The 6,332-nt window shown below is 45.2% G+C and carries 5 protein-coding genes; 2 read left to right on the top strand and 3 right to left on the bottom strand.

Annotated features, from left to right (window positions below):
• Nucleotides 1-374 precede the first annotated feature (374 nt).
• Complete coding sequence (locus tag H6F50_RS22810; protein ID WP_190430459.1) at nucleotides 375-1,943, top strand: cytochrome P450; 1,569 nt, start codon at nucleotides 375-377, stop codon at nucleotides 1,941-1,943.
• Nucleotides 1,944-2,115: 172 nt separating this feature from the next.
• On the opposite strand, the gene H6F50_RS22815 is transcribed toward H6F50_RS22810, so the two are convergent.
• Nucleotides 2,116-2,511, bottom strand: coding sequence for an SH3 domain-containing protein (locus H6F50_RS22815; RefSeq protein WP_190430460.1), 396 nt, complete (start codon nucleotides 2,509-2,511; stop codon nucleotides 2,116-2,118).
• Between the two features lie 174 nt (nucleotides 2,512-2,685).
• On the bottom strand, nucleotides 2,686-2,889 hold the full coding sequence (locus H6F50_RS22820) for a hypothetical protein (protein ID WP_190430461.1): 204 nt from the start codon (nucleotides 2,887-2,889) through the stop codon (nucleotides 2,686-2,688).
• Nucleotides 2,890-3,122: 233 nt separating this feature from the next.
• On the opposite strand from H6F50_RS22820, the gene H6F50_RS22825 reads away from it, so the two are divergent.
• Complete coding sequence (locus H6F50_RS22825; protein WP_190430462.1) at nucleotides 3,123-3,995, top strand: S-methyl-5'-thioadenosine phosphorylase; 873 nt, start codon at nucleotides 3,123-3,125, stop codon at nucleotides 3,993-3,995.
• Between the two features lie 27 nt (nucleotides 3,996-4,022).
• Here H6F50_RS22825 and H6F50_RS22830 read toward each other — a convergent pair.
• Nucleotides 4,023-6,332 (bottom strand): CHAT domain-containing protein (locus H6F50_RS22830; protein ID WP_190430463.1); only part of this gene is annotated, 2,310 nt, incomplete at its 5' end.

A 6,332-nucleotide genomic window follows, 5' to 3' on the forward strand; every position in this document is an offset into this window, starting at 1 on the left:
ATGTTTCCCTCTGGAAGGAACGATAGCGGCTGAGAAACTGGTGCAAACCTGGCATAGTTACTTTGTTAGCCCAATATAATTCGCTCCATGCCACGCCTATCTTGTGATGGTTTTGGATTTAATAGGACTACAGTGCTATTTGTCCTTTATAACTCTCTGTTTTGAGCGATCGCTATTGTTTAAGCATGGATTCTTGGCTTTTGTTGATTAATTGATTGCTTGGAAGTCCCCAATCAATCGAGCGCGATCGCCAATACCTGCCCAGTTTCTCGCACTTCATATCTGTCAAACTTTTTGCCTTTCTCTAGCCATCGAACTCACGTTCAGTTAGTATCTGGGTAATCTGTAGTTTTTTTGTGGATAAAGGCGGATTCATGCTTCAAAACATTACTACTGAGATTGCTTATTTCGACTCACTTCCATATTTAGCAACAGTCTTAGGCGTTACTAGCATAGCGGGAATAAGTGGGTGGCGCTGGTGGAAACAAAATAATACATACAAATCGCTGCGATCGCTCCCTTCACCTCCTCAACACTGGCTGTTAGGAAATCTTCCTCAACTATTAGCAGCAGTCAAACAGAAGAAATTATTCCAGCAAATGTTTGATTGGAGTCAAGAGCTAGGTCCGATGTATGTTATATGGAAGGTCAATCAGCCTGCTGTTATTTTAAGTAAAGCAAAAGTTATCGAAGATACCATTGTCAATGGGATGAAAGATGGTAGCTTAATCAGGTCGGAGCAATTACGCAAAGCTTGGAACGATGTCAGTGGTCCGATTCTATTAGGAGAAACTGGGGCTGAGTGGCAGTGGCGACGCAAAGCTTGGAATCCCGAATTCAGTTCTACCAGCCTCACGAAATATGCAGAAATTATTAGCGAGGCTTGCGAACAAGTAATTGCTACATTGAAGGAAGTACCGCCATCAAAAGAAGTTCAGGTAGATCCTCTGTTTGTAGAACTTACAATGAGAGTGATTTCTTGTCTAGTGCTGGGAATTCCAGTGGATAGAAAGAGCGCTACTCCTGAAGGACCGCCCCTGGAAGTTTCCAAGGTGTACGAAGCGATGTCTGTTGTAGGCTATCGGTTCCTACGACAAGCTACTGGCGAGAAGATATGGATGAAATATTTGCCCTCTAAAAATTCACAAGATTATTGGGCAGCAAGGCGATATTTAGAGGAATTCTTAACTCCCCGTGTAGACTTAGCTTTACGGTTTAGAGAACAAAACAAGACCGATTTACCACAGGTAAGTTCTTGGTTCTCCGAATCAATGTTAGTCAAAATCGCTGCCAAAGAACCAAAATACAATCGCGACACATTAATAGCAGAATGTGTTGAACTCTTAATCGCTGGTACTGATACAACAGCCCATACTTTATCCTTTGCAGTAGGAGAGTTGAGCTTCAATCAAAGGGTTTTTCAGCAAGCACGAGACATCGTTGACCAAGTTTGGCAAAGCAAAGGCTTGATAAATACCGAAAGCCTCAAGGAATTGGCTTATATTAGCGCAATTATTAAGGAGACCTTGCGCCTTTATTCAGTAGCCTCAGGCTCGACTTCATTGGAGGCTCAACGCGACACCCTCATTGATGGTAAAGCGATTCCTCGCGGTACAAGAATAGCTTGGTCAATGCTTGCTGCGGGAAGAGATCCAGAAGTCTATGCTAATCCAGAGGAATTTCTGCCAGAACGTTGGTTAGAGAAGAGCAAGGAAAATAGTTCGCTGCCAATGATAGACTTTGGCTCAGGACCTCATCGTTGCTTGGGGGAGCATTTATCAATGCTGGAAGGAACGATGATGCTAGCATTATTGCTCCGCAACTTCGACTGGGATTTAGTCAAGGGTCGTTCTTCTCTAGAACAATTACAGCAAAACCTGTTAATTTATCCGTCTGATAAAATGCCAGTGCGCTTTAAATTGAGAAATTCCCTTCCACTATAAAAAACCTATCTTCAAGGTTTGAATTAAACTATTTACAGTAGCTCGAAAAGTTTTGCCAACGCTAAAGAATAGTAGTGTATGGAGTAGTGCTAAAAAATTAATGCATCATTAATTTTTTAGCACTACCCAATATTGGCTTAATTCAATGGAACGGAGAATTAAGTGGTATTTTTTATGTCCGCCACCGATCGAATTGATCTTCAGAGCATCCATTGATGTAAGTATTGAGTACCCAACCCTTCAGAGGTTTAACCACCTCCGGAGTCACTCCGGGTTGTGAGGTTACTCTTCCAGAGATTTGAACCCAGCTACCCTGTTTTCGCACTGCCCGAACCGTATCGCCTCTATTGAGTTTGGCGACTATATTGGATTGAGTATTGGGTAGACTACGGATATTGACGTTATTTCCATTAATAAATGAACATACGCCTTGGTTTTGTGCAGGTCTCGATTGAGCCTGTAAAATTGGTGTAGCTGCATTTGCCTTTGTTTGGGCGATTAGCTGCAAGCCAGTGGTATAGAAACATAGCAGTGCGATCGCTGTCAGAGAGTTTGTCGAATTGCTCATCTTTATGGATTAAGTGCATCTGCACTGATGTAAATTCAGTCTCACCTTAACTGACTTACTTCCAAATAATATATTTTTTGATATTTATTTAAATTGTTAAAAGGCTATCAATCCCTCAAGCTTGCTACTTTAAGCGAGCTGACATAAATAAAGTTAAAAGTCAACTCTTCTTAATTAATCCACTACTTTTAGCAATCCCTGCTTCAGTGCATCAAACACGCGATTAATTAGCAGGTGTTCTGCTTCACTTAGGGTTTCCTGCGATAGGAATGTTGACATCAATAGACGTTGATCGGTACGAGAAATTTGGCGAAAGACAAAGATTCGCTCAACAATTTGTTGAACGGAGATTGTGGGTAAACTAGCTGAAGCTGGCATAGTTCTCTAGCAACTTTATGTAATACTGCTGCGAATCCCGCAGAACGAGATTCTGAGGACATATAAAAATATTGTAATATTTCTTTACAATCCTGCGCGATCGCCATCTTCAAGAGAATGTAACAATTCCTTCATAATTTGGTGATTCTCATCATTGACAAATCAGATTGTCTATCCAAACACTCCCGAATATCCCGTAAAATAGCTTGGCGTTGTAGCAAGAAGGCAAAAAAATGACTCAGGCTCGGATTGGGATTATCGGTGGCAGCGGTCTCTACAAGATGGAGGCGCTCAAAGATGTAGAAGAGATGCAAATCTCCACGCCTTTTGGCTTCCCCTCTGATGCTTTGATATTGGGAACTTTGGAAGGAACGCGAGTGGCTTTCCTGGCACGTCACGGTCGCAATCACACGCTGTTGCCTTCTGAGTTGCCGTTTCGAGCCAACATCTACGCCATGAAGCAGCTAGGCGTCGAGTACCTGATCTCTGCATCGGCGGTGGGTTCTCTCAAAGAAGAAGCGAAACCTTTAGATATGGTAGTGCCGGATCAATTTATTGACCGCACCAAAAATCGAGTTTCTACCTTTTTTGGGGAAGGGATTGTGGCTCATATTGGGTTTGCCGATCCCGTGTGCAATCAATTGGCTGGAGTTGTGGCAGATGCGATCGCATCTTTAAACTTACCCGACGTCACGCTCCATCGCGGTGGTACTTATGTTTGTATGGAAGGACCCGCATTTTCTACAAAAGCTGAATCGCATCTTTACCGCAGTTGGGGTGCCACAATCATTGGCATGACTAATTTACCAGAGGCGAAGTTAGCCAGAGAAGCAGAAATTGCTTATGCAACCTTAGCATTAGTAACAGATTACGATTGTTGGCACCCCGATCACGACAGCGTAACGGTAGAAATGGTCATTGCCAATCTGCAACGCAATGCAACCAATGCTCAAAAAGTAATTCAAGAAACTGTTCGGCGTCTGAGTGAAAATCCGCCAGTTTCTGATGCTCACTCGGCTTTAAAATATGCAATCCTCACGCGACTAGAGAACGTTCCGGCAGCAACGAAGGAGAAAATGGGGTTGCTGTTGAAGAAGTATTTGTAGTCAACGGGTTTTTCATGCATTAACTTTCTACCAAGGACTCCCAATCATTGTGAAAGCTGACCAGAAATAAGGATGCTTTAGGTCTTTATCTCCGATTGATGCAAGAGAGGAGGGTAGAGGCATATTGCCATCAGAAGTATGCAGTTGTCCCCCTTCTAGTCGCACCTTTCCCTTTAACATTGCTAGCTGTGCCTGTCGCAAAGCTTCTGCCTTAATCGGGGCTTTTTTCAATTCTTTGTAGAAATCGGTCATTAGCCCCAATGTACCTTCATCGCTGACGTACCAAAGACTTGCCAGCGCTGACTTCACGCCTGCTTGCACCGCAAACCCGGCAAAGCCCAACTCGGCTTCTTCATTTCCCAGTGCTGAACGACAGGCACTCAGCACTAATAATTCTACCGCTGGTTTATTCCAGCCCAACTGACGCACTTGATCCAATCTCAATTGGGTGTCCCACAGCTGAATATAGGAGTTACCGAGTGCCCCTGACTTAAATTCTGCATGAGTTGCGAGGTGGATAATTTCGTAGGGTGTAGAAGTGCGTTGTGCTTTTAAATTCTTGAGGGTGAAAGCTTCGTTGAGGAAGGATTTACCTTGCCATAGCTTAGAAGTAATCATCGACAATTCTACCGGCACAGCAGGCAATGGATTTTGCGTTTTGTTGGTAAAGCGGTCGGCACCCATTGCCAAGACTTTAGCGTTTTTAATGTTAGCGTAGCGGGTATCGGTGAGGCTGAGGCTAGGCATGAGACCGATACTATATTTCTCGATTAAAAACTGTTGACCGTCATGGAGGGCGGCGATAGGAAGCGATCGCAAGCCTGCATCCATAATGAAGACTAAATTCTGGATACCTTGGGCTTCTAATTCGTCCTTAATGGGTGCAATTAGCCACTGATACAGTTGTTCGGCGGGGGCACGATAGTCGTCATTCAGTTTATTTTTATTGGTAATGGCGTTTCGCAACTTTCCAGCGACTTTCAGGATTTGCGATCGCGAAGCGGATGCGCCCAGCGCTCCTCGCTTGCTGCCTGCTACACGCACCCGTTTCGTTTTCCCCTCTCCTGTTACCAAAATTAGCTCTAGTCGCTCATCGTCTTTGTTAATTTGAGTTTTTTGGCTACTAGAAACTTGATCCGGTGCAAAGACTGCATAAACAAATGCTGATTTGATGCTCGTCTGCTTCTCGATTTGGCTCAATAGGTTGGCGGCTGCTTTCGGATTGGTGATATTTCCCGTTTGCCCCAGATGTTGGTCAAATTTAGAGGTGATTGTGCTATCCAGGTCGCTCGTCGTATCAACTGTTACGTCAGAGACGCTTGTAGGCGTATTCAAGGGCATCGCGCCGAAGTAGGGAAGCAGGTTGTCTCCCGGACGGCGGGGAGTAATTTGAATATTGCCTTGGCGATAAGGGCCAGGAAATTCTTTGGATGGCAAAATCGTACTCAGGAACCCGGTTCCGGTGGTGAGAGCGCCAGCCGTACCGTTTTCTGTCGCATCTCCTACCACGAAGGGAGTAAAGGAGGAACCGCCTCCGTGGGAAATCATAATCGCGCCGTCCCCAGCGCCTCCAATCGTGGAAATGCTGGTCGCAAATGGGTTTTTGGAATCGGTGAAAGTGCCTGTAGCACGGAAGAACCGATCGGTTGTAATTTTAACAACTCCTCCGAAGGCGCTTCCTCCACTTTGGGCATTGATGGAGACAACTTGAATGTCATCAATTGGCTTTTTGTTGAGTTCGATCAGCGGGTTTGCCAAGGTGACGTTACCACCTTTCCCGAAGCTGGAACTAGAGTCGATAACTCCAGCAGTGATGATGCCTTGAGCGGAAACTTCAATATCCCCACCGCCTGCTGCTCCTTGGGAGAGCAAATTGCCGCTTTGAATGGCTGCTGCATCGCTTAAAAGAGCGTGAAGCGGAGCTATCGCCGTTAGGCGAATCGCGCCGCCGGTGCCATTGGTAGAAGATGTGTCAATATTTGCCGTGGTGATGCTACCTGGAGCCGCAACGGTGACTGCACCCCCGCTGGTTGTACCTTTGGAGGTCAAATTTGCAGCGGTAATGGCTCCGTTTTTGCTAGTAAGTGCGATCGCTCCCCCGGTGCCTTTTTCGGAAGCAGAATCAATATTGGCAGCAGTGATATTGTCTTGAGCAGAGACAGTGATGGGAGAACCGGAAGTTTTCACATTTCCAGTCTGTACGGTTCCGTTTTGGCTGCTAAGCGCGATCGCATTTCCAGCACCTTTAGTCGCTGTTGCGTCAAGATCCAGCGTCGTGATGCTGTCATTGGCGATAACTGTAATTCCCCCAGCATCCGTATCGCCTTTGGATATCAA

Origin of the sequence: Coleofasciculus sp. FACHB-712 (genome assembly GCF_014695635.1) — a bacterium.
GTDB lineage: Bacteria > Cyanobacteriota > Cyanobacteriia > Cyanobacteriales > FACHB-T130 > FACHB-T130.

Excerpts from the sequence above, each read along its gene's own strand:
- H6F50_RS22810 (WP_190430459.1), top strand. The coding sequence starts at position 375 with ATGCTTCAAAACATTACTACTGAGATTGCTTATTTCGACTCACTTCCA.
- H6F50_RS22815 (WP_190430460.1), bottom strand. The coding sequence starts at position 2,511 with ATGAGCAATTCGACAAACTCTCTGACAGCGATCGCACTGCTATGTTTC.
- H6F50_RS22820 (WP_190430461.1), bottom strand. The coding sequence starts at position 2,889 with ATGCCAGCTTCAGCTAGTTTACCCACAATCTCCGTTCAACAAATTGTT.
- H6F50_RS22825 (WP_190430462.1), top strand. The coding sequence starts at position 3,123 with ATGACTCAGGCTCGGATTGGGATTATCGGTGGCAGCGGTCTCTACAAG.